The sequence below is a fragment of the Pseudomonas sp. AC247 genome (assembly GCF_979258015.1).
The window spans coordinates 4,234,715-4,261,497 of record NZ_OZ409829.1 but is presented as its reverse complement, the minus strand read 5'-3'; the positions used below and the strand labels follow the sequence as shown (position 1 = coordinate 4,261,497).

General features: G+C 60.4%; 27 protein-coding genes and 2 pseudogenes. 18 read left to right on the top strand and 11 right to left on the bottom strand.

Features of this window, described 5'->3' with window-relative positions:
• Positions 1-146 precede the first annotated feature (146 nt).
• The 3 genes from ACZZ0B_RS19355 to ACZZ0B_RS19345 are packed head-to-tail and all read right to left on the bottom strand — an operon-like array spanning position 147 to position 2,728.
• A complete protein-coding gene (locus ACZZ0B_RS19355; protein WP_463546017.1) occupies positions 147-1,196 on the bottom strand; it encodes an alkene reductase in 1,050 nt (349 codons plus the stop codon).
• A 28-nt stretch (positions 1,197-1,224) separates the two neighbouring features.
• On the bottom strand, positions 1,225-2,391 hold the full coding sequence (locus ACZZ0B_RS19350; protein ID WP_008080108.1) for an MFS transporter: 1,167 nt from the start codon (positions 2,389-2,391) through the stop codon (positions 1,225-1,227).
• Positions 2,392-2,425: 34 nt separating this feature from the next.
• Entirely contained in the window at positions 2,426-2,728 is a 303-nt protein-coding gene (locus ACZZ0B_RS19345; RefSeq protein WP_008080109.1) for an ArsR/SmtB family transcription factor, read from the bottom strand.
• 169 nt (positions 2,729-2,897) lie between these two features.
• Between ACZZ0B_RS19345 and ACZZ0B_RS19340 the strand changes: the two genes are divergently transcribed.
• Positions 2,898-3,476 (top strand): acyl carrier protein phosphodiesterase, encoded by a 579-nt coding sequence (locus ACZZ0B_RS19340; RefSeq protein ID WP_463546016.1) that lies wholly within the window; start codon positions 2,898-2,900, stop codon positions 3,474-3,476.
• A 126-nt stretch (positions 3,477-3,602) separates the two neighbouring features.
• Here ACZZ0B_RS19340 and ACZZ0B_RS19335 read toward each other — a convergent pair whose 3' ends face one another.
• Together ACZZ0B_RS19335 and olsB are read right to left on the bottom strand one after the other, a co-directional pair.
• Positions 3,603-4,394, bottom strand: a complete 792-nt coding sequence (locus ACZZ0B_RS19335; protein ID WP_463546015.1) for a lysophospholipid acyltransferase family protein — start codon at positions 4,392-4,394, stop codon at positions 3,603-3,605.
• Positions 4,394-5,149 carry an L-ornithine N(alpha)-acyltransferase gene (gene olsB / locus ACZZ0B_RS19330; protein WP_008080112.1) on the bottom strand — a complete coding sequence of 252 codons (756 nt, stop codon included), beginning with the start codon at positions 5,147-5,149 and terminating at the stop codon, positions 4,394-4,396. The genes ACZZ0B_RS19335 and olsB overlap by 1 nt, the downstream gene beginning before the upstream one ends.
• Before the next feature lie 153 nt (positions 5,150-5,302).
• On the opposite strand from olsB, the gene ACZZ0B_RS19325 reads away from it, so the two are divergent.
• The 6 genes and pseudogenes from ACZZ0B_RS19325 (at position 5,303) to ACZZ0B_RS19300 (ending at position 10,387) form a co-directional block, all read left to right on the top strand.
• Positions 5,303-6,184, top strand: coding sequence for an acyl-CoA dehydrogenase middle domain-containing protein (locus tag ACZZ0B_RS19325; protein WP_463546014.1), 882 nt, complete (start codon positions 5,303-5,305; stop codon positions 6,182-6,184).
• A gap of 138 nt (positions 6,185-6,322) precedes the next feature.
• Positions 6,323-7,396 carry a serine hydrolase domain-containing protein gene (locus ACZZ0B_RS19320; protein WP_463546013.1) on the top strand — a complete coding sequence of 358 codons (1,074 nt, stop codon included), beginning with the start codon at positions 6,323-6,325 and terminating at the stop codon, positions 7,394-7,396.
• The gene (locus ACZZ0B_RS19315; RefSeq protein ID WP_463546012.1) at positions 7,393-7,689 is read left to right on the top strand and encodes an amidase; all 297 of its coding nucleotides are present in this window, start codon (positions 7,393-7,395) and stop codon (positions 7,687-7,689) included. Before ACZZ0B_RS19320 ends, ACZZ0B_RS19315 begins: the two co-directional genes overlap by 4 nt.
• A 334-nt stretch (positions 7,690-8,023) precedes the next feature.
• Positions 8,024-8,353, top strand: a pseudogene (locus ACZZ0B_RS19310) (peptidase dimerization domain-containing protein); the annotation flags it as partial.
• A 284-nt stretch (positions 8,354-8,637) separates the two neighbouring features.
• Entirely contained in the window at positions 8,638-9,228 is a 591-nt protein-coding gene (locus ACZZ0B_RS19305) for a YceI family protein (RefSeq protein ID WP_158829322.1), read from the top strand.
• Position 9,229: 1 nt separating this feature from the next.
• Positions 9,230-10,387, top strand: coding sequence for a phospholipase D-like domain-containing protein (locus ACZZ0B_RS19300; protein ID WP_008080118.1), 1,158 nt, complete (start codon positions 9,230-9,232; stop codon positions 10,385-10,387).
• A gap of 127 nt (positions 10,388-10,514) precedes the next feature.
• On the opposite strand, the gene bglX is transcribed toward ACZZ0B_RS19300, so the two are convergent.
• Positions 10,515-12,806: a beta-glucosidase BglX gene (gene bglX / locus ACZZ0B_RS19295; protein ID WP_463546011.1), complete on the bottom strand. Its 2,292-nt coding sequence runs from the start codon at positions 12,804-12,806 to the stop codon at positions 10,515-10,517.
• A gap of 260 nt (positions 12,807-13,066) precedes the next feature.
• Here bglX and ACZZ0B_RS19290 point away from each other — a divergent pair, with 260 nt between their 5' ends.
• From ACZZ0B_RS19290 to ACZZ0B_RS19275, 4 genes are all read left to right on the top strand, one after another.
• Positions 13,067-13,675 carry a LemA family protein gene (locus ACZZ0B_RS19290; RefSeq protein ID WP_008080121.1) on the top strand — a complete coding sequence of 203 codons (609 nt, stop codon included), beginning with the start codon at positions 13,067-13,069 and terminating at the stop codon, positions 13,673-13,675.
• Positions 13,676-13,789: 114 nt separating this feature from the next.
• Positions 13,790-14,560, top strand: a complete 771-nt coding sequence (locus tag ACZZ0B_RS19285; protein WP_463546010.1) for a TPM domain-containing protein — start codon at positions 13,790-13,792, stop codon at positions 14,558-14,560.
• A 33-nt stretch (positions 14,561-14,593) separates the two neighbouring features.
• Positions 14,594-15,211 carry a TPM domain-containing protein gene (locus ACZZ0B_RS19280; protein WP_463546009.1) on the top strand — a complete coding sequence of 206 codons (618 nt, stop codon included), beginning with the start codon at positions 14,594-14,596 and terminating at the stop codon, positions 15,209-15,211.
• 244 nt (positions 15,212-15,455) lie between these two features.
• Positions 15,456-16,673, top strand: coding sequence for a class I SAM-dependent methyltransferase (locus tag ACZZ0B_RS19275; RefSeq protein WP_463546008.1), 1,218 nt, complete (start codon positions 15,456-15,458; stop codon positions 16,671-16,673).
• A 211-nt stretch (positions 16,674-16,884) separates the two neighbouring features.
• Here ACZZ0B_RS19275 and ACZZ0B_RS19270 read toward each other — a convergent pair whose 3' ends face one another.
• Complete coding sequence (locus tag ACZZ0B_RS19270; RefSeq protein ID WP_463546007.1) at positions 16,885-17,775, bottom strand: DMT family transporter; 891 nt, start codon at positions 17,773-17,775, stop codon at positions 16,885-16,887.
• Between the two features lie 281 nt (positions 17,776-18,056).
• Here ACZZ0B_RS19270 and ACZZ0B_RS19265 point away from each other — a divergent pair, with 281 nt between their 5' ends.
• The 5 genes from ACZZ0B_RS19265 to ACZZ0B_RS19245 all read left to right on the top strand — a co-directional run bounded on the left by ACZZ0B_RS19265 (position 18,057) and on the right by ACZZ0B_RS19245 (position 20,798).
• A complete protein-coding gene (locus ACZZ0B_RS19265; RefSeq protein WP_463546006.1) occupies positions 18,057-18,638 on the top strand; it encodes a DJ-1/PfpI family protein in 582 nt (193 codons plus the stop codon).
• Positions 18,639-18,652: 14 nt separating this feature from the next.
• Positions 18,653-18,958, top strand: a complete 306-nt coding sequence (locus ACZZ0B_RS19260; protein WP_440096359.1) for a ribbon-helix-helix domain-containing protein — start codon at positions 18,653-18,655, stop codon at positions 18,956-18,958.
• 172 nt (positions 18,959-19,130) lie between these two features.
• Positions 19,131-19,475 carry a YegP family protein gene (locus ACZZ0B_RS19255; RefSeq protein WP_158829338.1) on the top strand — a complete coding sequence of 115 codons (345 nt, stop codon included), beginning with the start codon at positions 19,131-19,133 and terminating at the stop codon, positions 19,473-19,475.
• Between the two features lie 157 nt (positions 19,476-19,632).
• Positions 19,633-20,277 carry a hypothetical protein gene (locus tag ACZZ0B_RS19250; RefSeq protein WP_008083144.1) on the top strand — a complete coding sequence of 215 codons (645 nt, stop codon included), beginning with the start codon at positions 19,633-19,635 and terminating at the stop codon, positions 20,275-20,277.
• Positions 20,277-20,798 carry a hypothetical protein gene (locus tag ACZZ0B_RS19245; RefSeq protein WP_008083146.1) on the top strand — a complete coding sequence of 174 codons (522 nt, stop codon included), beginning with the start codon at positions 20,277-20,279 and terminating at the stop codon, positions 20,796-20,798. Before ACZZ0B_RS19250 ends, ACZZ0B_RS19245 begins: the two co-directional genes overlap by 1 nt.
• 95 nt (positions 20,799-20,893) lie before the next feature.
• On the opposite strand, the gene ACZZ0B_RS19240 is transcribed toward ACZZ0B_RS19245, so the two are convergent.
• Entirely contained in the window at positions 20,894-21,775 is an 882-nt protein-coding gene (locus ACZZ0B_RS19240) for a dihydrodipicolinate synthase family protein (RefSeq protein ID WP_463546005.1), read from the bottom strand.
• Between the two features lie 23 nt (positions 21,776-21,798).
• The gene (locus ACZZ0B_RS19235) at positions 21,799-22,581 is read right to left on the bottom strand and encodes an aldolase (protein WP_463546004.1); all 783 of its coding nucleotides are present in this window, start codon (positions 22,579-22,581) and stop codon (positions 21,799-21,801) included.
• A gap of 106 nt (positions 22,582-22,687) precedes the next feature.
• Here ACZZ0B_RS19235 and ACZZ0B_RS19230 point away from each other — a divergent pair, with 106 nt between their 5' ends.
• Entirely contained in the window at positions 22,688-23,230 is a 543-nt protein-coding gene (locus ACZZ0B_RS19230; protein WP_008076856.1) for a helix-turn-helix domain-containing protein, read from the top strand.
• Positions 23,231-23,293: 63 nt separating this feature from the next.
• On the opposite strand, the gene ACZZ0B_RS19225 is transcribed toward ACZZ0B_RS19230, so the two are convergent.
• Entirely contained in the window at positions 23,294-24,313 is a 1,020-nt protein-coding gene (locus ACZZ0B_RS19225) for a DUF4917 family protein (protein ID WP_440096356.1), read from the bottom strand.
• Between the two features lie 156 nt (positions 24,314-24,469).
• On the opposite strand from ACZZ0B_RS19225, the gene yiaY reads away from it, so the two are divergent.
• On the top strand, positions 24,470-25,618 hold the full coding sequence (gene yiaY, locus ACZZ0B_RS19220) for an L-threonine dehydrogenase (RefSeq protein WP_463546003.1): 1,149 nt from the start codon (positions 24,470-24,472) through the stop codon (positions 25,616-25,618).
• On the opposite strand, the pseudogene ACZZ0B_RS19215 reads toward yiaY, so the two are convergent.
• Positions 25,615-26,777: pseudogene (locus ACZZ0B_RS19215) on the bottom strand (MFS transporter). The gene yiaY and the pseudogene ACZZ0B_RS19215 overlap by 4 nt on opposite strands.
• Positions 26,778-26,783: the final 6 nt, after the last annotated feature.

Below are 26,783 nucleotides of genomic sequence, written 5' to 3'. Positions count from 1 at the left end.
TCAACAGGAAGTTCATTCGGGCTTGTATTTGCGGATATGTAGAATGATTGCCCGTTATGTATACAGTGGTAAGTTGCATGGAGGGAGGCTAATAAAAAAGCCCCGACGTTTACACGTCGGGGCTTTTGTTTTTTTCGTAGTACGGCTTACAGCGTCGGGTAGTCGATATAACCCACCGGGCCTTTAGCGTAGAACAACTCCGGGCGCGCTTCATTCAACGGCGCATCGGCCTGCAAGCGAGCCGGCAGATCCGGGTTGGCAATGAACGGTACGCCAAACGCCACAGCGTCAGCCTTGCCGCTGGCCAACCATGCGTTGGCGCTGTCTTTGGTGAATTTCTCGTTGGCGATGTACGGACCGCCGAAGGCTTCTTTCAGTTGCGGGCCGAGGCTGTCGGCGCCTTCTTTCTCACGGGAGCAGATGAACGCGATGCCGCGTTTGCCCAATTCACGTGCGACGTAGGTGAAGGTTTCCGCCAGGTTGTCGTCACCCATGTCGTGGGAGTCGGCGCGCGGTGCCAGGTGTACACCGACACGGCCGGCACCCCAGACTTCGATCGCAGCGTCAGTCACTTCCAGCAATAGACGCGCACGGTTTTCCAAAGAGCCACCGTAGTTGTCGGTGCGCTGGTTGGTGCTGCTTTGCAGGAACTGGTCGAGCAGGTAACCGTTGGCACCGTGGATTTCCACGCCGTCAAAACCGGCGGCTTTGGCGTTCTCGGCACCGGTGCGGTAGGCGTCGACGATGTCGGCGATTTCAGCGGTTTCCAGTGCACGTGGTGTTGGGTAGTCGGCCATCGGGCGAACCAGGCTGACGTGGCCTTTTGGCTGAATGGCGCTCGGGGCAACCGGCGCTTCACCATTGAGGTACGAGGGGTGCGAGACGCGACCGACGTGCCACAGTTGCAGGAAGATCTTGCCGCCAGCGCCGTGAATGGCTTTGGTCACGTTGGCCCAGCCGCGCACTTGATCGTTGGACCAGATGCCCGGGGTGTCCGGGTAGCCCACGCCCATCGGCGTCACCGAAGTGGCTTCGCTGAGGATCAGGCCGGCGGAGGCGCGCTGGACATAATATTCAGCCATCAACGCATTCGGTACGCGGCCTTCATCGGCGCGGCAGCGGGTCAGTGGAGCCATGATGATGCGGTTGGCCAGCTCGACGTCGCCGAGTTTGATTGGATCGAAAATAGTTGCCATGTCTACAACCCTCGTAGGTGAAAGTTAATCAGTGAGTAGCGGGGGCCAGATCGGTATTGCCGTTCTGACGGAAAGTAATCAGGGTCACCAGCAGGGCGAGCACTGCCAGGGCGGCGGCCGCGAGTGGCACGCTGGTCAGGCCATAGCCGTGGGCGATGACGCTGCCGCCGACCCAGGCGCCGAGGGCGTTGCCGACGTTGAAGGCGCCGATGTTCAGGGTCGAGACCAGGTTCGGTGCAGCTTTGCCGAAGGTCACCACGTTGACTTGCAGTGCAGGCACGGCGGCGAAACACGCGGTGGCCCAGAGGAACAGAGTGATTTCAGTCGGGATCAGCGCGACGCTGGTCCAGGTCAGCACGGTGGAGACCACGGCCATGGCGATGAATACGCCGATCAGCGTGGCGGCCATGCCTTTGTCGGCGAGCTTGCCGCCGATGATGTTGCCGACGGTCAGGCCCAGGCCGATCAGCATCAGCGTCCAGGTCACGCCACGCGGCGACACGCCGGTGACTTCGCCGAGCAACGGCGCGACGTAGGTGAACAGGGTGAAGACGGAGGCGGCGAACAGCGCGGTCATGCTCAGCGACAGCCAGATACCGGCGCCTTTGAGGGCGGCGAGTTCGGCGCGCATGTCGAGTTTTTCCTCATCGCGCTTGGCTGGCAGGAAGCGGATCAGGCCGATCAGCGCAATTACACCAATCACGGTCACCGCCCAGAAGGTCGAGCGCCAGCCGTATTGCTGACCCAGCGCAGTGCCCAACGGCACGCCAAGCACGTTGGCCAAAGTCAGACCGGTGAACATCAAGGCCACCGCCGATGCACGCTTGTTGGCCGGCACCAAGTTGGCCGCCACCACCGAACCGATACCGAAGAACGCACCGTGGCACAGCGCGGTGATCACTCGGGCGAACATCAGCACGTTGTAATCACTGGCCATGGCACAGAGCAGGTTGCCGACAATAAAGATGCCCATCAACGCGACCAGTGCCGCTTTACGCGGCAGTTTGGCGGTGGCCATGGCCATGAATGGCGCGCCGATGGCCACGCCCAGGGCGTAACCGGTCACCAGCCAGCCGGCGCCGGGGATCGACACACCGAGGTCAGCCGCGACATCGGGCAACAGGCCCATGATGACGAATTCGGTAGTGCCGATGGCGAAGGCGCTCAAGGCGAGGATGAGTAGCGAGAGGGGCATGCGTGTTTCCTTGTCGGCTGGCTGACGTTAAGGGTCAGAGCTCTTTACTGAGGGTGCTGAGGAACGCCTGGATCACGTCCTCGTTACGTTTGAAAAAATGCCACTGCCCGGCCTTCTGGCTGCTGATCAGTCCTGCGCGTTGCAACGTCGCGAGGTGGGCAGAAACGGTCGACTGCGACAGGCCGCAGCGCTGATCGATCTGTCCGGCGCAGATGCCGTACTCGTGGTTGTGCAGTTGTTCCGGAAACTCGGCTTTCGGGTCTTTCAGCCAGTTGAGGATGTCTCGCCGTACTGGGTGCGCCAGGGCTTTTATTATTTCGTCGAGGTCAAGGTTCATGGCAGGGTGCTCGGTTGTGTACAACGCTATATCGCGATGAGGCGAACTTTAAATCGGTATTTCGCGATATACCAATATGATTTTGATCTGATGAGCGCATAAATCGGTATATCGGGTTATAACGATATGGTGAGGTGTCGATTGCAGGGCGCGGTGCTAAGCTGCGCCCATGAACTATCTTGCACATTTACACCTCGGTGGCCAGCGCCCCGGTCAACTGCTCGGCAGCCTGTATGGCGACTTCGTCAAAGGTCGGTTGCAAGGGCAGTTTGCGCCGGAGGTGGAAGCGGCGATTCAACTGCATCGACGGATTGACGTGTTTACCGATCGCCATCCGCTGGTGGACATCGCCTTGGGGCGGTTTACCGATACGCGGCGGCGTTATGCGGGAATCGTGCTCGATGTGTTTTTCGATCACTGTTTGGCGCGAGACTGGCAGTTGTACGCCGATCAACCGCTGGAGATCTTCACCGCAGACGTTTATCGGGTACTCACCCATGAGCAGCAGTTGCCCGAGCGACTGGCGAAGATTGCGCCGCACATGGTCGCCAATGACTGGTTGGGTTCGTATCAGGAATTTGAAGTGCTGGAGCAGGTGTTGCGCGGGATCTCGCGGCGGCTGAGCCGGCCAGAGGAACTGGCGGGGGCGATGCAGGAGTTGCGGCGGTTGTATGAGCCGCTCAGTGAAGACTTCCGGCTCTTCTACCCGCATCTCCAGCACTTTTCTCAACTCTCTCAGACAACCTGAATCCCTGTGGGAGCTGGCTTGCCAGCGATGGCGGCGGCACATCCAGCTTAGATGTCGACTGGTCTGCCGCTATCGCTGGCAAGCCAGCTCCCACAGGGTCTTAGGGTGATTTCAGAGTTTGTATTTTCAGGCAGCGATTGCAGGGCGTATGGGTGATTGTCGGGCTTTCGGGATCGATCCAAACAACGCCTTCTGCACCGCCTGCTGCGCCTCGAACGCCAGCGCCGCACGTTCGCGACCCTGACAGGCAATTGGCTTGAGCAGGTGAACTTCGACATCCCCGCAATCGTTGCTGAACAGGCGCATCAGGTGCGAGAGCAAATCATCGTCGCCAATGAACGGCGCCAGCGCATCGATCTCGCCATCACGCAGATAACGGATCGCCACCGGTTGCAGCATCACCTCGGAATCAATCGCCGCCGCCAGCAAGCGACCGTGAAACGTGCGCAGCGAGCGGCCATCGGTGGTGGTGCCTTCCGGGAACATCAGCAGCGGGTGAGCGGTTTGCAGGTGACGGGTCATCTGCTTGCGGATCAACTCGCTGTCGCCCGAACCACGGCGGATGAACAGGCTGCCAGCCTTGGCCGCGAGCCAACCGGCCACCGGCCAGGTGCGCACTTCAGCCTTGGACAGAAACGACAGCGGCGTGAGCATGCCGAGCAACGGAATGTCCGTCCACGACACATGATTGCTGACCCACAACATCGGCTGCCTGGGCAGCTCGCCGTGCACAGTCATGCGAAAGGGCAGGGCATTGCTCAGACGTGCCATGAAAAAACGCGACCAGCGCTGACGCCGCTCCATCGAATGCGCCAGACCAATGCGTTCGAACACGCCGAACACGCTGGCCATGGTCAAACCGAGCGAGACCACCAGCAGCACCCGCGCGATCCGCGCGTACACCCGCAGCCGGTTCATCACACGGCCGCCTTGAAGTGCTTGGCGTAGCGCGGGCAGAGTTCGTCGCGCTTGAGCAGGATGAACACGTCGGCGACCTGGAAGTCTTCGTCCCAGCACGGCTCGCCGCAGATCTTCGCGCCCAGACGCATATAGGCCTTGAGCAGCGGCGGCATTTCCGCGATCACGTTCGATGGAATATCCAGCGTCGGCAGCGGTTTCTTCGGCTCGGCGCGCAGGTGTTCGGTGCACAGATAGCGTTCGCGCAGGCGCTGCATGATCGCGTGCGCCTGAACGCCGCCGTCCTGCATCGGAATGCTCGCGCAACCCATCAGATAGCTGTAGCCGCCCTGATTCAACACCTCGGCCAACTCGCCCCACAACACTGCAATGGTGCCACCGTTGCGGTACGCCGGGTCGACGCAGGTGCGGCCGATTTCGAGGATCGGACCTTGCAGATGCGCCAGGCCATGCAGGCTGAATTCTTCTTCGCTGTAGAACTTGCCGAGGCTGCTGGCGGCGGTGTGATCGAGCAGACGCGTGGTCGCCACCAGGCGCCCGGTGTTCAAGTCACGCACGCCGATGTGGCTGCAGTGAACATCATAATCATCCATGTCCAGGCCCAGTTCCGCGCCTTTCAGCTTGGCGTTGAACTCGCCGCTGAAGACGTTGAAGCGCAAGGCCTGGGCTTGCTGCAAGGCCTCGGCGCCGATCAGGCGTTCGGCTTGCAGGCGGCGTTCATTGCCGGTGTCGCTGATGCGGGCGATCTGAGTCATGTGAATCTCCGTACGGGCCTTGAACCCGTCGTGGGTTGCAGCCGATCGACTTTCTTTATGCAGCCGTGTTGTGCAAAGTCAGGCTATGTAGCCCCGGTGTCATCGCCATGAACGTTCGGTGATGCTTATATGACAGCCCACAAGGAGCCTCTTATGCCCTGGCCAGATCTGCTGCACAGCCGTGAACGATTGCCCGCCGTTGCTGACCTGGCCGAGGGTTTTGCGACGTTGTTGCAGCAACTGGGCAACGTCACACCGTTCGAATTGGCGGTCGCCGGTGGGCGGCGGATGGCGACGCCGGGGCTGGCGTTTCTGGTCGGTTATCAGGCGGCATTGCGCATGTTGTGGCCGAGCGCGCCGCTGAGCCTCGGTGCGTTGTGTGCGACCGAACAGCGCAGCCTGCGCCCGGCGGATATGCAAACGCGACTGAGCGATTTGCGCCTGAGCGGACGCAAGGATTTCGTCACCGCCGGCGATGCGGCGGACTGGCTGTTGATTGCCGCGCGCAGTGAAGAACCCGGCGAAAGTGCGCGTCTGAGTCTGGCCGTGGTGTATCGCGGCGAACCCGGCGTGAGCGTGGAAAAACTGCCGGCGCTGCCGTTGATGCCGGACATCAGTCATGGCCGGTTGCTGCTCGATGACGCGCAGTGTGAGTTGTTGGCGGGGGATGGTTGGGACGCTTATGTGAAACCGTTCCGTACCCTTGAAGATGTCTATGTGTTGAGCGCGATGACCGCGTGGCTGTATGGCGTCGGGCAGGACAGCGATTGGCCGCAAGCGCTGCAATTGCGCTTGCTGGCGCTGTTGGCCGGGTGTGCGGAGGCGAGTCGGCAACCGCCGAACAATCCGGCCGGGCATGTGTTGTTGGGTGGGTTGTTTGCGCAGTTTGATTCGCTGGAGGGCGAGGTGAGTCAGGCGTTGTGCGACGGTAATCCGGAGTGGGCGATGATGTGGCAGCGCGATCAAGGAGTGATGCGGTTGGCCTCCGCCGCCCGAGCCAAACGCCTGGCCAAAGCTTTTCAACGTCCCCTGTAGGAGCTGCCGCAGGCTGCGATCCTTTGATCTTGTCTTTCAAAAACAACGTCAAAAGATCGCAGCCTGCGGCAGCTCCTACAGGGCAGATTGTCATTTTTCCGGGCTAGGATCAGCACACTTGTCTGCCGAGACTTCACCATGTGCAAAGGCCTGTCGCTGTTTCTACTGTTGATCAGTTGCACCGTTCACGCCGAACAATGGCCTGGCGAGCAGTGGCCAATCGGCGCGACCATCACCGATACAGGGGCGCTGGAAAGTTACGCCTTCCCACCCCGCGACGACACCACCCGCCAAGGCATCCGCACCGACGCCTTGCTGATCATCCGCGACGGCCAGATCATCTACGAACACTACGCCGGCGCGACCACCGAACACACCCCGCACCTGACCTGGTCGATCAGCAAAAGCCTGATGGCCACCGTGCTCGGTGTGGCGTACGGCGAAGGCCTGTTCAAACTCGAAGACCCGGCCGTAAAGTTTTACCCGCCGCTGGCAAAACACCGGGAGATAAAAATCGCTGATTTGCTCCACTGGGCCTCGGGCATCGACTGGCAGGAAGATTACGAATACGCGCCGCTAAAATCTTCGGTAGTGGCGATGCTCTACACCCGTGGTCATCGCGACATGGCCGCGTTCACTGCCGAACAAGACAGCTACGCTGCGCCGGGGCAGGCCTTCCGTTACTCCAGCGGCGACAGCAATCTGCTCGCCGCCGCATTGAAAAACATCGTCGGCCCGCAGCGTTATCCCGACTATCCGTGGACAGCGCTGTTTGAGCCTTTGGGCATCCACCACGCCGTGTGGGAAACCGATGCGACGGGTACTTTTGTCGCTTCGTCTTACGCCTATCTCACCGCACGGGATCTGGCGCGAGTCGGGCTGTTGATGGCCCGCGACGGGCGTTGGGATGCCCAGCAGTTGCTGCCCAAGGATTGGCTCGGGTTCAACCTGAAACCGTTCGCCGGTTACCAGGCCCATCAGGACGAAGCCGTGCCCGGCGGGCAGTGGTGGCTCAATCGTGCGGTAGATGGCGCGGCATCACCGTGGCCCGATGCGCCGCCCGATACCTTTGCTGCCCTCGGCCATTGGGGGCAGGCGCTGTATGTGATTCCCAGCGAGAAACTGGTGATCGTCCGTTATGGCGATGATCGCGATGGCAGCTACCGTCATAACGAGTTGCTCAAGCGCGTGCTGAAGGCGGTGCGGCCATGAAGCGTTTTTCGCTGTTGCTGCTGGTTCTTCTGCTCGGCTGGATGGTCTACGAGCGTGAAAATGTGTGGGCCTTCCCGGACATCATCAGCGCCTACACCGCCAAGGAATATTGCTCGTGCCGCTACGTAATGAACAACGACGCCGAATACTGCCGTGGCTACGTAAAACAGTGGCTGCCGATCAGCCAGTTCAGCGATGACCCTGCCCGCAAAACCATCACCGTCAGCGGCATGGGCCGCAGCCACCGCGCCCAATGGCAAAGCGAACGCCAGGGCTGCCGCCTCAATCCCTGATCCAAGGGGGATCATCTTAACCCTGTAAATAGAGAACCCTGTGGGAGCTGGCTTGCCAGCGATGGCGGTGTGTCAGTCAAAAAATATCGCCTGTGCCGACGCTATCGCTGGCAAGCCAGCTCCCACAGGGTTTGTGTCGGTTCACAAGGTGTTCGCAGAGCCAGAAGATCTCGGGTTCCACTCTGTGGAACCACATTCGATTGTCCTCGCGCGCATCTCGCGGTTATCTGGCAGTGAGCACGACCTGCCTCTCAACGTGTCGCGAATTCATTGCAAACAACAAGACCGGGAACACCCGCGCGAGGAGAACCGTCATGCCCCGACATCAGCACATTCTGGCCTGCTTGAACGCTTCCCGTGCGATGCATTGTTCGGCATGCACAACATGCCGGGCCTGCCTGCCGGGCATCTGGGCTTTCGCGAAGGGCCGATGATGGCTTCGCAGGACTTGCTCAACGTGGTCATCGAAGGCGTTGGCGGCCACGGCTCGATGCCGCACCTGACGGTCGATCCGCTGGTGGCTGCGGCGATTGTGGTGATGGCGCTGCAAACTGTGGTCGCGCGCAACATTGATACGCAGCAGGCAGCGGTGGTTACCGTCGGCGCACTGCAAGCGGGGGAGGCGGCCAACGTCATTCCGCAGCAGGCGGTTCTGCGTCTGAGTTGCGTGCGATGAATGCCGATGTTTGGGGTGAATGGATTTTGGAGGTTCAGGGTGTTTTTGTGGCGAGGGGATTTATCCCCGCTCGGCTGCGCAGCAGTCGCAAATCCTGAATGTAGGGTTTCAATGACACACCGCAAGGGGCCGCTTCGCAGCCCAGCGGGGATAAATCCCATCGCCACAGGATCCCCCTTACCCAGGGAAATCAGCGGAAGCTCTGTGAAAGTTTGCAATAACGCCCCAGCCAGTTAAGGTTCGTGCAGGTTTATCGGCCCCACGAGTCCTCAATGTTCAACCGCTCCCTCTGTGCAACCCTGTCCAGCCTGTTGCTCGCCGCCGTCGCGCTGCCGGCGCAGGCCAATTGGTATCTGGACGGCGAGTCGTCGCGGCTGTCGTTCGTCAGCACGAAAAATGCCCACATTTCCGAAGTGCAGCGCTTTCTGGTGCTGCACGGCAAGGTCGATCCCGACGGTCGCGCCGAAGTCGAAGTCGAGCTGGACTCGATCAACAGCGGCATCCCGCTGCGCGATGAGCGCATGCGCAAGGAGCTGTTCCAGATCGAGCAATTCCCCGAAGCGACCATCACCACCCAGATCGACCTGCGCCCGATCAACGATCTGGCCCCCGGCGCGCAGCTGGAATTGCGCCTGCCGCTGACCGTCAACCTGCATGGCAAACAACACGAATACCCTGCCGAATTGCTGGCGACGCGTCTCGATGATCGACGCTTTCAGGTGGTCACCCTGGAACCGCTGGTGATCAACGCCGAAGATTTTGACTTGGCGCCGGGCCTGGAAAGCCTGCGCAAACTCGCCGACCTGTCGGCCATCAGTCTGTCGGTGCCGGTGGGTGCGGTGCTGATTTTCACGGCGCGCTGACATGCGCGGCGCGGTGTTCCCATGGCGTGACGGCAACCGGTTCGAACTGTTGATCGACGGCCCGCAATTCTTTCCGCGCATGCTTGAGCAGATCGCTGGCGCGCAGGAGCAGATCGAGCTTGAGCTGTATCTGGTAGAGGCCGGCGCTTGTGCCGAAACCATCGTGCAAGCGCTGGTGCTAGCGGCCGAACGTGGGGTGCGCGTGCGCTGCCTGTTCGACGATTACGGCAGCCTCGCGTTCACCCTCAATCTGCGCCAGCGCCTGACCCATGCCGGGGTGGAACTGCGTTTCTACAATCGGCTGAACTGGCGGCGCTGGGTCGGCAATTTCTATCGCGATCACCGCAAATTACTGCTGGTTGATCAGCGACTGGCGGTGGTCGGCGGCACCGGCGTCACCGACGAATTCTGGACGCCGGGGCATGACACCAGCGAATGGCACGAAGTGATGGTCGAGATCAGCGGGCCGTTGGTGATCGACTGGCAATTGCTGTTTGATCGTCAGTGGATCGCCAACCGCTATCGCCGCGCATGGCGCCCGGCCGCGCATTTCGGTCTGCCACGGTTGCCGCGCGTGCCGGACAAGGGCGAGGGCATGGGCCGCGTGGCGTATGCCGATGCCCGCCAACATCGCGACATTCTGCAATCATTGTTCCGTGCATTGAACAGTGGGCAAAAACGCATCTGGATGGCCACGCCGTATTTCCTGCCAACCTGGAAAATCCGCCGCTCCCTGCGCAAGGCTGCCGCGCGCGGTGTCGATGTACGTTTGCTACTGACCGGGCCGCGCACCGATCACCCGTCGGTGCGTTATGCCGGGCATCGTTACTACCCGCGACTGCTCAAGGCCGGGGTGCAGATCTTTGAATATCAGCCGTGCTTTTTGCATTTGAAAATGGTGCTGGTGGACGATTGGGTGAGCATCGGCTCGTGCAACTTCGATCACTGGAACCTGCGCTTCAATCTGGAGGCGAATCTGGAGGCGCTGGATCCGTCGTTGACGGCAGCGGTGCAGGCGAGTTTTGTGAAGGACTTCGGGCTGAGTCAGCGGGTGAGTCTGGAAGAGTGGCAGCGCCGGCCGTTGTGGCGGCGGGTCAAGCAGCGGATCTGGGGCTGGGTGGATCGGGTGGTGGTCAACATTCTCGATCGCCGCGGATAACCGCTACCCCACAAAACACATGTAGGAGTGAGCCTGCTCGCGATAGCGGTGTGTCAGACAGCGTTGATTTAGCTGAATGACCGCTATCGCGAGCAGGCTCACTCCTACAAGGGTACTGCGGCGTTCGTTACAGCAGTTCAAAGCTCTGCTGTGTCACGTCCTGCGAATCCAGGCCGATCTGCACGTTGAACTTGCCTGGCTCTGCCGCGTATTTGAGCTGGGCGTTGTAGAACTTCAGGTCATCCTCGGTGATGGTGAAGTGCACGACTTTCTGTTCGCCGGCCTTGAGCATGATCTTCTGGAAGTTCTTCAGTTCTTTCACCGGGCGGATCATCGAACCGGTGACGTCCTGAATGTACAATTGCACCACGGTTTCGCCGTCACGCTTGCCGGTGTTTTTCAGCATGACGCTGGCGTCGAGTTTGCCAGTGGCGTTCAGCGTGGTCGACGACAGCGCCATGTCGCTCAGGGCGAAATGGGTGTAGCTCAGGCCATAACCGAATGGGAACAGCGGCCCGGTGGTGTCATCGAAATACTGCGAGGTGTAGTTACCCGGTTTGCCCGGCGTGAACGGCCGGCCAATGCTCAGGTGGTTGTAGTAGGTCGGGATCTGGCCCACGGAACGCGGGAAGGTCACCGGCAGTTTGCCCGACGGGTTGTAGTCGCCGAACAGCACGTCGGCGATGGCGTTGCCGCCCTCGGTGCCGCTGAACCAGGTTTCCAGAATCGCATCAGCCGACTGGTTCTCTTCGAGAATGGTCAGCGGACGGCCGTTCATCAGTACCAGCACCAGCGGTTTGCCGGTGGCCTTCAGTGCGCGGATCAGCTCACGCTGGTTTTCCGGGATGTTCAGGTCGGTACGGCTGGAGGATTCGTGGGACATGCCACGGGACTCGCCGACGGCGGCAACGATCACGTCAGCGTCCTTGGCGGCTTTCACTGCTTCGTCGATCAGCACGTTGGCCGGACGCGGGTCATCGACCACTTCCGGGGCATCGAAGTTGAGGAAGTTCAGGTAATCCAGCACTTTCTTGTCGCTGGTGATGTTGGCGCCACGGGCGTAGATCAGGTTCGACTTGTGGCCGATCACCGAGCTCATACCGTCGAACAGGGTCACCGATTGCGTTGGTTTACCTGCTGCGGCCCAACTGCCCATCATGTCGATCGGCGCTTTGGCCAACGGGCCGACCAGTGCGACTTTCGCGTCTTTCTTCAGTGGCAGCGTTTCGTTCTGATTCTTCAGCAACACCAGACTGCGACGCGCGACTTCGCGGGCCTCGGCACGGTGCAGGCGGCTTTCGGCATAGGTGTCGGCCGGATCATCTTCAGCTTTGCCGATGCGCAGGTACGGGTCCTTGAACAGGCCCATGTCGTACTTGGCGGCGAGCACTTCGCGCACGGCGTTGTCGATGTCTTTCTGTTCGATCTCGCCGGCCTTGAGCAGCCCCGGCAGTTCTTTGCCGTAGAGGGTGTCGTTCATGCTCATGTCGATGCCGGCCTTGATCGCCAGCTTCGCCGCTTCACGACCGTCGCGGGCGACACCGTGCTTGATCAGTTCGAAGATCGCACCGTGGTCGCTGACCGCCAGGCCTTTGAAGCCCCAGTCGCGGCGCAGCAGATCGTTCATCAGCCAGGTGTTGGCCGTGGCCGGAATGCCGTTGATCGAGTTCAGCGCAACCATCACGCCACCGGCGCCAGCATCAATCGCGGCGCGGTACGGCGGCAGGTAATCCTGGTACATCTTCACCGGGCTCATGTCGACGGTGTTGTAGTCACGACCGCCTTCAACCGCGCCATACAGGGCGAAGTGTTTGACGCTGGCCATGATGCTGTCGGCCGCGCTCGGGGTAGCGCCCTGATAGGCGCGCACCATGACGCCGGCGATGCGCGAGGTCAGGTAGGTGTCTTCACCGAAACCTTCGGAGCTGCGGCCCCAGCGCGGGTCGCGGGAGATGTCGACCATCGGCGCGAAGGTGATGTCGAGGCTGTCGGCAGCGGCTTCCTTGGCGGCGACGCGGCCGGACTGGCCGATGGCGTCCATGTCCCAGCTCGACGCGAGGGCCAGCGGGATCGGGAAAATTGTGCGGTGACCGTGGATCACGTCATAGGCGAAAAACATCGGGATCTTCAGACGGCTGCGCATGGCGGCGTCCTGCATCGGGCGGTTTTCCGGGCGGGTGATCGAGTTGAACGTGCCACCGATGTTGCCGGCGGCAATCTCTTTGCGGATCAGTTCGCGGGGCATCTCCGGGCCGATGCTGATCAGGCGCAACTGGCCGATCTTCTCATCGAGGGTCATCTGATTCATCAGGTTGCTGATGAATGCGTCCTTGTTTTCCAGGGGTACCGGGGTCGTGGCGGCCAATACTTGATGACTGGCCAGGCTGACGAACAGACCCAGCAAACACAGCTTCTTCATGAATATTTTTCTCTAGGGCCCAAGCGGCAATGCAACACCGGCCAGCCAAAATTTAGGGAGCGACTATTGTTGTTCGGGTGCAGGCTCGAAAACACCGAGCCAAAAACGACCGCCGAGCCTCGGCAGCGTGATCGCGCAGGGCACTTTTTAGCCCATTAACCCGTACCAATCCAGTGGCGCGGCCGATTATGCCCCAAGAGCCGGTCGCGAATGTTTCTCCACCGGATTTTTAATCCAATGTGCCAGGGAGCATCACTCTGATGAATGTCAGCCCAACCTATCGCTCGCGCTTGCAGGTCGCCACGTTACTGGTCATGGCCACATTGCTGACGGCGTGCGGCATCAACAACATCCCGACCCTCGACGAGCAGGCCAAAGCGGCGTGGGGCCAGGTGCAGAATCAGTACCAGCGCCGCGCCGACCTGATCCCCAACCTGGTGGAAACGGTGAAGGGCTACGCCAAGCATGAGGAAGCAACCCTGACGGCGGTGATCGAGGCGCGGGCCAAGGCCACTTCGATTCAGGTGGACGCCAGCACCCTCGACAATCCCGAGAAGCTCAAGCAGTTCCAGCAGGCACAGGATCAACTGACTGGCGCCTTGAGTCGCTTGATGGTGGTCTCCGAGCGTTATCCGGACTTGAAAGCCAACCAGAACTTCCTCGCCCTGCAATCGCAACTTGAGGGCACGGAAAACCGCATCGCCGTGGCGCGCCGCGATTTCATTCTGGCGGTGCAGAAATACAACACCGAAATCCGCACCTTCCCCGGTCGCCTCTGGCACAGCGTGATGTACAGCGACCTGCCGATCCGCGAAACCTTTGAAGCCACCACACCCGGTGCGGAAAAGGCCCCGGAAGTGAAATTCTGAGAACCCCTGTGTAGGAGCTGCCGAAGGCTGCGATCTTTTGACGTTGGTTTTTAAAATCAAGATCAAAAGATCGCAGCCTGCGGCAGCTCCTACAGGGGGGCGGTGGGGATATTTATGCGTGTGTTGAAGATGGGGCTGGTGCTGGTGTTGTGGGTATTTGCCCTCAGCGCCCGGGCCGAGTTGACGTTCCCGGCGCTGAGTGGGCGGGTGGTGGACGACGCGCAGATGATCGAGCCGTCGGTGCGTGCGCAATTGAATCAGCAGTTGCAGGCCCACGAACAGGCGACCGGCGAGCAATTGGTGGTGGTCACGCTGCCCAATCTGCAGGGCACCACCATCGAGGATTTCGGTGTTCAGCTCGGTCGGCACTGGGCCATCGGCCAGAAGGATAAGAACAACGGCGCGCTGCTGATCGTCGCCCGTGACGAGCGCAAACTGCGCATTGAAGTCGGTTATGGTCTGGAAGATCGACTCACCGATGCGCAAACGTCGGTGATCATCCATCAAGTGATCACACCGGCCTTCAAGACCGGCAACTTCAGCAAAGGCATCAGCGACGGCGTCGCGGCGATGTTGGTGGTGCTCGGCGGCAATCCGCTGGACGAGCCGTCGACGGTGTATGAATCGAATGGTGATCCGTCCGATGATTTCATCTCGCGCCATCCCGGATTGTTCGTTTTTCTGTTGATGCTGTTCATCCTGGCGGTGTTTGTCTTCCAGATGCTCGGTATCCTTCCCGCCGGCCGTGGCGGTGGTGGCGGAGGCGGCGGCTTTGGTGGTGGCGGTTTTGGCGGCGGCGGCGGTGGCGGCGGCGGCGGTGGCGGCGGGGGCTTCAGCGGTGGCGGGGGCAGTTTCGGCGGCGGTGGATCGTCCGGCGGCTGGTGACATTAAAACAATAATGAGCAGGCACTTTTCGACATGGCACTACTGACCGAACATCAACAACGCAAAGTCGCCGAGGCCATTGCCCGGGTCGAGCGCGACACCGACGCCGAACTGGTGACAGTACTCGCGGCGCGCGCCGACGATTACGCGTACATCCCGCTGCTGTGGGCGAGTTTGCTGGCGCTGGTGGTGCCGGGTGTCGTGCATTACCTGACCGGCTGGCTGACCCTGCACAGTCTGCTGCTGGTGCAGTGGGGCGCGTTTATCGTGCTGTGCCTGCTGTTTCGTCTGCCGAAAATCACCACGCATCTGGTGCCGCGTCGCGTACGCCATTGGCGTGCGTCGAACCTGGCGCGCAGGCAGTTTCTCGAGCAGAACCTGCATCACACGGTGGGCAGCACCGGCATGCTGATTTTTGTCTGCGAGGCGGAGCGGTATGTGGAGATTCTGGTGGATGAGGGGATTTCCACGCGGCTGGACAACAAGCGTTGGGATGTGATTGTCGCGGCGTTTACCGAGCAGGTGCGGCAGGGGCGCACGCTGGAAGGGTTTGTGACGTGCATTGAGGCGTGTGGGGCATTGCTGAAAGTGCATGTGCCGGTGACGCAGGTACGCAATGAATTACCGAATCGGTTGGTGGTGTTGGCCTGATTCTCCCAGGCTCAGCAGTCCCCTGTGGCGAGGGGATTTATCCCCGTTGGGCTGCGAAGCCGCCCCATGCGATGTGTCAATCAAAGCAGACATTCAGATTTTGCGCCTGCTGCGCAGCCGAGCGGGGATAAATCCCCTCGCCACAATGGATTGTACCGTTGGGTAAATAAGAGCGTGTCCCCAACCCCCATCCCCCCTAAAATACCCGCCATTCCCGATTTCGCCCGTCCGAGGCCGCTTTTCCATGTCCGTTACCGCGCCGTCCACCAAGCCTGCACCCGATCACCACGCCCAGTTCATCGAGCTGCTGCAGACCAGCCTCGACCAGAACGGTTTCATCAAACTGGTGCTGGCCAAATACGTCGGTGAAGAAGCGGATTTGCAACGGGTCATCATCAAAGCAGTGACGGTCAAGGCGCAGCCGCACCTGTCTTTTGTCTATCGCTACAAAACCCGCGACATCACCAAAAACCTGCCGCTGAGCGAAGCCGTGGCAACCATTGCCGCGCTGCTGCCGACTGCGTTCAAAAATGCGCATTTGCTCACTGTGACTGACGAAGCTCAGCTCGAATACAGCAAAAAGGGCAAGAGTTCGCTGTTCAAGAGCCAACCGCAGCAATTGCGCGAAGCGCCGTCCGCCGAGCACAACCGTGAAAAAAACCGCTTCCTCGAACTGAGCCGACCGTTCCTCAAGGACCTCGGCGTGACCAACGCGCAGCAAGAGCTGATCCCGGCGATGTCGCGCAAGTGGAAGCAGATCAACAAGTTCATCGAAGTGTTCAGCCACGCGCTGACCACGTCGCCGCTGGCGCTGGACAAACCGGTACGCGTGGCCGACTTCGGTTCGGGCAAGGGGTACCTGACCTTTGCGATTCACGATTACCTGCGCAACACCTTGAAGGCCGAAGGCGAAGTCACCGGCGTCGAGCTGCGTGAAGACATGGTCAACCTGTGCAACGCTGCGGCGGCGAAACTCGATCATCCGGGGCTGGTGTTCAAGTGCGGTGATGTGCGCAGTGTCGCGCCGAGCGAACTGGACGTGATGATCGCCCTGCATGCCTGCGACATCGCTACCGACTACGCGATCCACACCGGCATTCGTTCGGGGGCGTCGATCATCATGTGCTCGCCGTGCTGCCACAAACAGATTCGCCTGCAAATCCAGAGCCCGGCGCTGCTCAAGCCGATGCTGCAATACGGTTTGCACCTGGGCCAGCAGGCGGAAATGGTCACTGACAGCTTGCGCGCATTGTTCCTTGAGGCCTGTGGTTATGAGACCAAGGTGTTCGAATTCATCTCGCTCGATCACACCAACAAGAACAAGATGATTCTTGCGGTGAAGCGCGCCGAGCCGGTCGACCCCGCGCAGCTGTTGGTGAAGATTGCCGAGTTGAAGGCGTTCTACCACATCAGCGAGCACTGCCTGGAAACCCTGCTGCGCGCCGACGGCTACCTGGCCTGACGATTATTGTCTTGGAATACACATCCTGTAGGCGCTGCCGAAGGCTGCGATCTTTTGATCTTAAAAACAAAATCAAAAGATCGCAGCCTTCGGCAGCTCCTACATAATCAACCGTTCAACCGTTCAACCGTTCAACCGTTCAACCGTTCAACCGTTCAACCGTTCAACCGTTCAACCGATCAACCGATCAACCGATCAACCGATCAACCGTTCATACGGTGGCTATGCGGGCCGGTTGCACGGCGGTTTTACGGCCGAGCATCACGGTCGCAATCACCCCGCAGGCAAACACCCAGGTAATCGGCTCGACGTGCTCACCAAAGAACAGTGCCGAGAACGCGATGGTGAAGAAGATCTGCAGCAACTGGATCTGACTGACTCGAGCGATCCCGCCCATGGCCAGCCCGGCATACCAGGCAAAGAACCCGAGAAACTGCGAGAACAGGGCGACGTAGCCAAACGCCCACCAGGCTTTGGTCGAGACCGCGCCTTGATGCTGCAGTGCCAAGTACAAAACCGGCCCGATCAATAGCGGCGTCGACAGCACCAGCGCCCAGCAGATCACCTGCCAGCCCCCCATCTCCTTGGCCAACCGGCCACCTTCGGCGTAACCCAGGCCGCCGACCGCAATCGCCCCGAGCATCAACAAATCCCCGGCTTGAATGCTGCCCGCGCCGCTATACAGCGCATAACCGAGCACCAACGCACTGCCCAATGCCGCGCAGGCCCAGAAGGCTTTTGACGGCCGCTCGTGGGACAGCCATGCCGCGTACAGCGCCACGCACAGCGGTTGCAAGCCATTGACCAATGCGCCGTGGGACGCCGGCAGCGTTTGCATCGCCCACGCCGACAACACCGGGAACCCGAGAATCACTCCGGCGATCACCAGGCTCAGGCCTTTGACTTGTCGCCAGGTCGGCCATTTCTCACGACGCCACAACAACAGCAACGCCGCCGGAATCGCCGCGAACAACGCGCGCCCCAGGCCGTTGAGCAGCGGATGCAGTTCCTGCACCACGATGCGGGTGAAGGGCAGGGTGAGGCTGAAAATCACCACGCCGAGCAGGCCGAGGGCCATGCCGGTATTTTCGCGCGAGGACATGATGGGGACCAGAATCGTAGGGGTTGAGAGTGACCTTCATCAAGCCACAAACCGGGGGCTTGTGGCTGTTACAGCTAGGCACTTACTTATCCGTACAGTTGCGGGTAGTCCCCGCCACGTAGGAGCTGCCGAAGGCTGCGATCTTTTGATCCTGTTTTTAAGGTCAAGATCAAAAGATCGCAGCCTTCGGCAGCTCCTACAGTAGTAGCCCGTTGTTACCCGTCACTGTCGAATAGGTCTACCTTCAATACTCCCAAGCATTTCCCAGAGGAGTCCTCCCCATGGCCGCGAAAAAAATCCTGATGCTGGTTGGCGATTACGTCGAAGACTACGAAGTGATGGTGCCGTTCCAGGCCCTGCAAATAGTCGGGCATACCGTCCACGCCGTGTGCCCGGACAAAGCGGCTGGCAGCACCGTGCGCACTGCGATCCATGACTTCGAAGGCGATCAGACTTACAGCGAAAAACCCGGTCACCTGTTCGCCCTCAACTTCGACTTCGCCAAGGCCCGCGAGGCCGACTATGACGCGCTGTTGATCCCCGGCGGCCGTGCGCCGGAATACCTGCGCCTCAACGACACAGTCCTCGACCTGGTGCGCGCCTTCGACAAGGCCGGCAAACCGATCGCCGCCGTTTGCCACGGCGCACAACTGCTGGCCGCAGCGGGTGTGCTCGAAGGACGTGAGTGCAGCGCCTATCCGGCCTGCGCCCCGGAAGTGCGACTGGCGGGCGGTACGTACATCGACATCGCAGTGACGGATGGCCACGTTCAAGGCAATCTGGCGACAGCCCCGGCATGGCCGGCGCATCCGAACTGGCTGGCCGGTTTCCTTGGCTTGCTCGGCACGAAAATCACCCTGTAAACGAGGTTTCGCCCATGTGCGAGCTCTACGTCAAGGCTGACCCGATTCTCTACGAGTCACGCTCGCGCTCGCTGCGCATCTGCGGCGTAGTGACGACATTGCGCCTGGAAAATCAGTTCTGGGACATCCTCAGCGAGATTGCCGAGGTCGACGGCATGAGCACCAACCAATTGATCGCCAAGCTGTATGAAGAGGTGATGGATTATCGCGGTGAAGTGGTGAATTTTGCCTCGTTCCTGCGCGTGAGTTGCATGCGCTATCTGAGCCAGCGGCGGGTTACTGTGCCGGCGTTGTCGGTGGTGCGGGCGCAGGTGAAATAGTCCAGACCGGGTTGATCCTATCGCTGGCAAGCCAGCTCCCACAGGTATCGTGTGTGCCTCGTACCCTGTGGGAGCGGGCTTGCCCGCGATGGGGCCGGTATAGGCGACAGATTCGCTTGGCTGGTCTTTACTCTGAAGCGCGAAATCCCTCAATCGCCCAGGAGAAACGAGCATGTCCGGATGGTATGAATTGAGTAAAAGCAGCAACGGCCAGTTCCGGTTCGTGCTGAAAGCGGCGAATGCCGAAACGATTCTGACCAGCGAGCTGTACACCACCCGCGCGGCGGCCGAGGGCGGCATTGCGTCAGTGCAGAGCAACAGCCCGCTGGATGAACGCTACGAGAAGAAGTCGACGAAGGACGGGCATCCGTACTTCAATCTCAAAGCCGCCAATCACCAGATCATTGGCAGCAGCGAGGCTTATTCCTCAGACGCTGCCTGCGATAAAGGCATCGCCAGCGTCAAGGTCAATGGCCCGACCAAGGTAATCAAAGACAAGACCCTGCCAGTGCTCTGAACATCCCTCTGGTATTCGTGCGCCAAAGCAATGGCGCCCGAATTCTGGCAATGTGCCATCATTTTGCGTATCCTTCGCCGCCAATCCATGGAAGGGGCGATCTGAAGAACTCTTTCGTGCGTGTCTGATTTGTTTACCCGCGAGAGTTTTTCCGCTGATGATGCGTTTTTTTGCTGTCCTGACCGTGCTGCTCGGCTTGAGCGGCTGCTACAGCCTGTCCCCGACCCAGATTGATGACGAACTCAGCCCGACCGCCGATTCCGGCGTGGCTTATCTGGTGGGCGTGGTCGGTATCTGGCCGAAGGCCAAATTCGGCGCTCATGACCAGATGCTGATGATCCGCAAACGTGGCAGCGATGACTTCGCCACGGCGCGGTTGCACAACGAGTTTTATGCTCGCACCGAGCGCGACGTGCGCGAGACCGGTCACGGGATCGGCACGCTGTTTGTCATGCCGCTGAAACCCGGACGCTACGAAATCTATAACGTGCGTTTCGATCGCGGCCAGTCGCTGTCGTGGAGCCGTGAAGACTTCACCATTGGCCTGCAACTGGACGCCGGCAAAGCCTATTACATCGGTGATTTTCGCGCCGGCTGTTTGCTCGGTCGCGACATGACGTGCCTGTTTTTGCACAGCGATCACCTTGAGCGCGACGCGGCGCTGGTGCGCGCCAAGTACCCGCAAGTGCCAGGCCTGCAGCGTCTGGACATGCCGAACCTTTACACCGCGACGCCGTTCATCCGCGAAGAAAACGGCCCCAGCGCCTCTGTTTATAAAGCCATGCTGTCAGGAAAACTCTAATGCGTATCCATGCTCTGTTACTCGGAATGCTCTTGCTGCTGGGCGGCTGTCAGACCACCCACAGTCTGAAGACACCGGAGGTCGATTACAGCGAACGCTTGCCGGCGATCAGCGTCAACGTCATCGGGCTGCCGAGCTGGATGCTGCGCGACGAATTGCGCCATCGCGGCACCTTCGACGAGGTCAAGGCCGGACGCAGCGAGGACGGTTACAACGTGTTGGTGATCGCCAACAGCGACATCGGCGGCTTGCAGCCACAGATGTTTTTGAGCGCCTTGACGATGTTCATTGTGCCGGTGCCGGTCAGTTGGGACAGCACGGTGGTATTCAGCCTCAGCCACGGCAAGGAAGTGTTGGGTGTGTACGCGGTGAACAACCATTCCAGCGCCTGGCGTGGTCTGGTCAATCCGTCTGGAGGCCAGATGGAGCATGTGCGTCTGATCAGTGATGCGTTTATCGCGCAGGTGCTCAAGGATCAGCCGTTCAACCGCGAAGCCATGCAACGCGCCGCCAGCCTCTGAGCGCCGATAATGTAGGAGCTGCCGCAGGCTGCGATCTTTTGATTCTGTTTTCAAGATCAAAAGATCGCAGCCTGCGGCAGCTCCTACAGGGGTGGTTAGCGCAGGGTTTTCAGCAGGTCGTTGAGGTGAGCGCGGCCGGGCTCGTTCAGCGGGAACACCGGCAAGCGCGGTTCGCCCACCTCCAGCCCGGTTGCACGCAGCCCGGCCTTGATGGTTGCCGGCAGCCCACCCTTGAGGATGAAGTCCAGCAACGGCAACTGGCGGTAGAACAAGTCGCGCGCCCGGTCCAGGTCGCCGGCCATGGCCGCGTCATAAAGGTCCAGATTCAATTGCGCGATCAGGTTCGGCGCTGCTGTGCACCAACCTTTCGCCCCGGCGGCAAACGCCTCCAGTGCCAGCGGATTGCAGCCGTTGTAGAACGGCACCTGACCTTCGCCGAGCAATTGCAGCTTGTGCATGCGCTGGATGTCGCCGGTGCTCTCCTTGACCATGGTCACGTTTTCCACGGCGTTGACGATGCGCAGAATCAGCTCGACCGACATGTCGGTGCCGCTGGTGGCCGGGTTGTTGTAGAGCATGATCGGCACGCCGATGCTCTCGCCGATGGCGCGGTAATGCGCGAGAATTTCCGCCTCGCTGAGCTTCCAGTACGACGCCGGCAGCACCATCACCACATCGGCGCCATGGGCTTCGGCGAAACGTGCGCGGCGAACGGCTTTGGCGGTGGTCAGGTCGGACACACTGACGATGGTCGGCACCCGTTTGGCCACGTGCTTGATACTGAATTCGGCGACTTGGTCCCACTCCGCATCGCTCAGGTAAGCGCCTTCGCCGGTGCTGCCCAATGGCGCGATGGCGTGGACGCCGCTGGCGATCAAGCGGTCAATCGATAGGCCGAGTGCCGGCAGATCCAGCCCTTCGCCATTGGCGCTGAACGGGGTGATGGTGTAGCCGATGATGCCGTGAATGTTGGACATGGGAGTGTCTCCGTAAGAGGGGTTCAGTTCAGGCAATCGGCGTGTTGGCGCAGGTTCTGCCGGGCGTAATAGTTGAAGGCGGCGGCATGGCGTTTCGGTTTCGAGATCCAGTCATGCGCCTCGCGGCCCAGCGCGGGGATAATCGGTTTGATCGTGCCTGCCGCCATCGCCAGCAACTGCAACTTCGCCGCGCGTTCGATCAATTGAGCGATGACACAGGCCTCTTCAATGGTCGTGCCGGTCGACAGCTGACCGTGGTGCGAAAGCAGGATCGCGCGTTTGTCGCCCAGCGCACCGGCAATCAATTCACCTTCTTCGTTACCCACCGGCACGCCCGGCCAGCCTTCGAGAAACGCGCAGTCGTCGTACAGCGGGCACAGGTCCATGTGGGAAATCTGCAGCGGCACTTCGAGCATCGACAACGCGGCAACGTGCGTCGGGTGGGTGTGGATGATGCAGTTGACGTCCGGACGGGCGCGGTACACCCAGCTGTGAAAACGGTTGGCCGGGTTGGCCATGCCGTGACCTTCGAGCACTTCCAGATCCTCGTTGACCAGCAGCAGATTGCTCGCGGTGATTTCGTCGAAACCCAGGCCCAATTGCTGAGTGTAATAGGTGCCGGGCTGCGGGCCACGGGCAGTGATTTGCCCGGCCAGGCCTGAGTCGTGACCGTTCTCGAACAGAATCCGGCAGGTCAAAGCCAGCTTTTGCCGGTCTGTCCACGTATTATCCGCAAGGCTTTTTTGCATCTGGGTCAGCGCTTGCTTGACCAGTTGGTCTTTGGGTAGTGCTAATGTCTTGGCCATGTCTGTGTCCTTTGGGTGATTGCAAATGACACGAAAGAGGCTATATGACACAAAGTGTCATTGGCAAGCACAAATCGTCGCTTCCTTGATGGAATAACCGCTGCGCATGTCTATCCGTTTGAAATTATTAAGAAAAAAACTTGGCGTAACCCTTGAGGCATTGGCCGAAAAATCCGGCATGACCAAGAGTTATCTGTCGAAAGTCGAGCGCGGGTTGAACACACCGTCGATTGCTGCCGCGTTGAAACTGGCGAAAGCGCTGAACGTGAAGGTCGAGGAATTGTTCTCCGAAGACAACGTCAGCCTCGACAGCTACAGCCTGGTGCGCAGCCATGAACGTCAGTCACTGGCCGCCAATGATCAGAGCCCGGGGTATGCGGTGCTGGCGCACCAGGTCAGCGAGCGCAATTTACTGCCGTTCATCATCTATCCGCCGAGCGAGTTCAGCGACAAGACCTTCAAGGAGCATTTGGGCGAGGAGTTTCTGTTCGTTCACGAAGGGCAGGTGGAAGTGGATTTCATGAACGAGAAAGTGCTGCTGCAACGCGGCGATGCACTGCATTTCAATGCGCAGAAACCGCACCGGATCCGCTCGGTCGGCGAGGTGCAGGCGCAGTTGCTGGTGGTGGTGCACAGCGCTGAGGAATGAACCCTGAAATCAAAAGATCGTCCGAACGCGGCCCGAGCCTTCGGACGATCTTTTGATCTTGCTTCAAACCTCGACCGGTACCGACAATTTCGGGCTGCCCAACGCATGCGTCTTCGCATCAAAAAACCTCAACTCAGCCCCCGTCCCGTCAAACACCTGCGCGTAATACCGCTTCTGATGCTGCACAAACGCCGCACTGCGCGGATAAATCGAGATAGCCACAGTCTTCGGTTTCGCCAAGCGCAGCGCGCGAACGATGTGCGCATCCTGCTCGCCCAAGGCATGACCAAAGATGCACAAACCGCCGTCATGCCCCAACAACTGCTCATAACAAAACGACAGGTAATCCGAGCTGCGAATGGTTTTGAGCTTGTCCGCACTCGGCCCTTCAGTGACGAACAGCGGCACGTCATCCAGCGTCTTGATCGTATTGTTGATGGCGAAGCTGCCGAGCAACGTGCCCTCGGTCGAGGTCAGTTTGCGCGCCGTGCCATCCTGATTGCGCACCAGGTGCAGGCCACCGTGCAGGTACAGCAAACGCGGTTTGGCGGTGGCGCTTTCGCTCAGGTCGAAACTCGCATTGGCGCCGTTGAACAGGTCGTCGATGGCCTCGCTTTGGTGTTGCAGCGCCCAGTAGTTGAGCAAGTCGTAATTGGTGGTGAACACCGTGCGATAGCGCGCCAGTTCTTCATTCAACGTCGCCAGCGTCGAGGCTTTCACCAGTCGCCACGGAATGTGTACCGCGTGCACGGTGTTGATCAGCGCTTCCTTGATCGCGTAGTAGCGATTGCGCGGGGCGGCGGAGCTGACGGCCAGAGCCTTGTTGACCCGGCTGGTGGTTTTCAGCGCGCCAAGCACTTGCTCGAAGCTGCGCGTCTGCATCGCGTCAAACACGGCCAGTTCCGAGGCACTCAGCGGTTTCTCTTCCACGGTGCGGGCGTTTTCGAACAGCGAGTCGTAGCCAAAATCGTCCCACACCGCACGGCTGGCGCCATTGCCCACCAGCAGGCCGTTGAACTCGGCTGTGGCGCGCAGGGCGTTCCAGTCTTCGAGGGAGGCGTCGACATCCAGAAAATCGGTCATTGCGTAGGAGGTCTCAAAACATAGGGGCTGATGGGCGGCGACTTTATCACGAGCGGGCATTGAGCCAGATCAACATCGACGGTGACCGATCGGTCGATCCTGTGTGCATCCGCCGAACCGGAGCAGTCGATTCGGCCCCTGTCAGGAGACGTGCGCATGACCAGTACCTTTTTCATTCCGGCGGTAAACATCATGGGCAACGGCTGCCTCGACGAAGCCATGGTCGCGATTCGCAACTACGGTTTTCGCAAGGCGCTGATCGTCACCGACGCGGGGCTGGCCAAGGCCGGCGTGGCCACCATGCTCGCCGAGAAACTGGCGATGCAGGACATCGACTCGGTGATTTTCGACGGCGCCAAGCCGAACCCGAGTATCGCCAACGTCGAGTCCGGGCTGGGCTTGCTCAAGGAAAGTCGCTGCGATTTTGTCGTCTCGCTGGGCGGCGGTTCGCCTCACGATTGCGCCAAGGGCATCGCCCTGTGTGCGACCAACGGCGGTGAAATTCGCGATTACGAAGGCGTCGATCAATCGAGCAAACCGCAACTGCCGCTGATCGCCATCAACACCACCGCCGGCACCGCCAGCGAGATGACGCGGTTCTGCATCATCACCGACGAATCGCGCCACGTGAAAATGGCCATCGTCGACCGCAACGTCACGCCGCTGCTGTCGGTCAACGACCCGCAGCTGATGGTCGCGATGCCCAAAGGCTTGACCGCCGCCACCGGCATGGACGCGTTGACCCATGCGATCGAGGCTTACGTTTCGACCGCCGCCAACCCGATCACCGACGCCTGCGCGCTGAAGGCCATGACCCTGATCAGCAACAATTTGCGCCTGGCCGTGCGCGACGGCAGCGACCTCGCCGCGCGGGAGAACATGGCTTACGCGCAGTTCCTCGCCGGCATGGCGTTCAACAATGCCTCGCTTGGTTACGTGCATGCGATGGCGCATCAGTTGGGCGGTTTCTACGACTTGCCCCACGGGGTGTGCAACGCCGTGTTGCTGCCGCATGTGCAGACATTCAACGCGCTGGTCTGTGCGGATCGCCTGACCGATGTGGCGCACGCGATGGGCGCGGATATTCGTGGTTTCAGTCCGGAAGAGGGCGCCCAGGCGGCGATCAGCGCCATCCGTTGCCTGGCCCGGGACGTTGACATCCCCGGCGGCTTGCGTGAACTCGGCGCGAAGCTCAACGACATCCCGGTGCTCGCCACCAATGCACTGAAAGACGCTTGCGGTCTGACCAACCCGCGCGCGGCGGATCAACGGCAGATCGAGGAGATTTTCCGTAACGCGTTCTAGCGCGGATTGCCCGCCGGCGCGAATCGTGTGCAGAGCATCGCGCCGAGGGCCAGCAACACGCACAGCAGCGACAACGGCCACGCCTCTGCGCTGGCGATCAGACTGGCCACCGCGCCAATGATCGCCGCCATCAATTGATGAATGAACCCGCTCAACGCCATCGCGTAGGCCCCCGCAATCGGCGCGCCATCGTTGGCGCGTGACAGGCTGATCGGGTAATTGAGCGACTGGCCAGACACCGCCACGCAGTAGGGCAGCCAAAACAGCCACGCGACCGAACTGGCCGTCAGACTGCCCAGCAGCATCACGCCGCTACCGACCAGGATCAAGCCTGTGCCCACGGTCATCAACCAAGGCTGACCGGTCCGCAGGACACAGTGATTGACTGCCAGCGCACCAAGAAAATACGCCGCACTGATCGGCCAGCCAAGCAAGCCGTAATCCACCGTCGACCATGCGAACGGCCCCTGCAGAATCAATGGCGCTGCCGTGTTGAAAGCGATGATCACGCCATAGCCCAAACCTCCGGCCAGTGCCGGCAGCAGGAACGCCCGATGGAGCAAAATCTGCCGGTACACCGACCAGGATGAGTCGGTGGCCGGTTCGTCGGCCAGTGTCGGAAACTGCACGCGCGACACGATCAGCGCCATCAACAGGCACGTTACGCCAAATAGAAGATCGCCTGCCACCCGAGCGTCACCTCGATGATCGAGCCCAGGTACTGGCCGATGCCCAGCGCCACCACGAATGAAATCGAAATCCACGACAACGCCTTGGCCAGCAAAGCACCGCGAAAACTGTCGCGGATCAGCACCCGCGCCATCACTGAAATGCCGCTCGCGCCGATACCTTGCAGCAGGCGCAGGAGTAAAAACGCCTCCAGCGTCGAACCCAACGGCAACGCCAGATTGGCCAGCCCGTAAATCCCCAGCGCTGCCAGCAACACCGGTTTGCGCCCGATGCGCTGGGCCAGGCTGCCCCAACTCAACATCGGCAGCGCCATGCCGATCAGGTACAGCGCCAATCCCCACGACACCTGCGCAGGTTCAGCCTGCAGAGAGTGGGCGATCTCCGGCAGCGCCGGCAGGTAGAGGCTCATGCCCAACTGGGCGAGAAACACCGTGCTACAGGTGATCAGGAGGGTGACGCTGGCGTTCATCAATCG